Genomic DNA, 1,176 nt, shown 5'->3' on the forward strand with positions numbered 1-1,176 from the left:
TCATAGGGCACGAGCACTCAGGGGCTTTGAGGGGCCCAGCTCTCCTGCCTGGTCACTCCAGGCCCATGGATATAAACTGAAAAGTCATGCAAGGACACAACATAGTCAAAACATTCACCAAGTAACTCCATCCTACTGACAGTCCAGAAATAGGAAGCTGGCATGAAGGAGCCAAACTCTGCCCTCTTCCATGTTTCTGATAGTTTTTTGACTACACTAGGTCATTGCCTACCACCCTCAACTGCTGATTCAGTAGCCCAAGGGGGCCACTGTCAGGGAGATGAAAATAGAGGAGTTCTGTTGCACAGTCTGAGGACATAAGGTCTTAGCCAGAAGCACTCTTGTCTCCACGTGACTGAGTCAGACAGCCACTGCACCTAAACGAAACTGCTGAGGGTAAAGTGCAGTGATTCCTGCCCAAATCTGGGAACCCATTAGACCCTGCTGACTCCAGATGATCTCCTTTTGTCCCCACATTACACCCCTGAGTGTGCTAAAGGTAAACCTAGGTGCTCCCAGCAGAACAGCCTTGGCCTTACCCAGTCCTGTCCTGGCTTAGGGAACAGACAAACTAATGCTCTGGAATCATGGACTATCATTAATTAGGATAAGCAGGAACTTCCATTAGCTTCTCAGAGGCTCCAGCGCTTCTACCCCATTCCTGGAAGTCCCAGCTCAAGCCCAACTTCTCCAGGATCCTCCCAATCTCCTGCCCATCACTCACTGTGCCTATGCCAGGACCTCTTATTTGTACCTGTTTTATTTTGAGACCTAACAGCAGCTTCTTTCTGTGTCTCTCTGGTCTCTGAATGTTCTCCATTTTTTCTCCCAAACAGAGACCTCAGTCTTGACAACATGGCTACTGATATAACCAAGAGTCACTGAAGGAATGCCCTCAGGGCAGTTGGTGTTGCTACAACACTGGTGACATCATGGAATGCCATGAGCAATCCAGGATACAGTGGATTGGCCACGGAAGGGACTGATGATGTCATGGGGAACCGCCTTTGCCACCTTGCTGATTTTACTCCCTGAATGAACCAAATTCCCCGGTTCCCATTCCAAGATTCTGTCTTGGAATATAGGGTAAGTCAATCAGCACCTCCTCCTTCAAAATCCAGAGTTTACTTAACTTGCATGCAAGACCCATATTACTTCCAATATGGAGAACTGAGG

1 protein-coding gene is annotated in these 1,176 nt (G+C 48.3%); it reads right to left on the reverse strand.

The features are described from left to right. Positions 1-598: 598 nt before the first annotated feature. Entirely contained in the window at positions 599-820 is a 222-nt protein-coding gene (locus KRX52_RS19615) for a hypothetical protein (RefSeq protein WP_217683417.1), read from the reverse strand. Positions 821-1,176: the final 356 nt, after the last annotated feature.

The sequence above is a fragment of the Geopseudomonas aromaticivorans genome, from assembly GCF_019097855.1.
Lineage (GTDB): Bacteria > Pseudomonadota > Gammaproteobacteria > Pseudomonadales > Pseudomonadaceae > Geopseudomonas > Geopseudomonas aromaticivorans.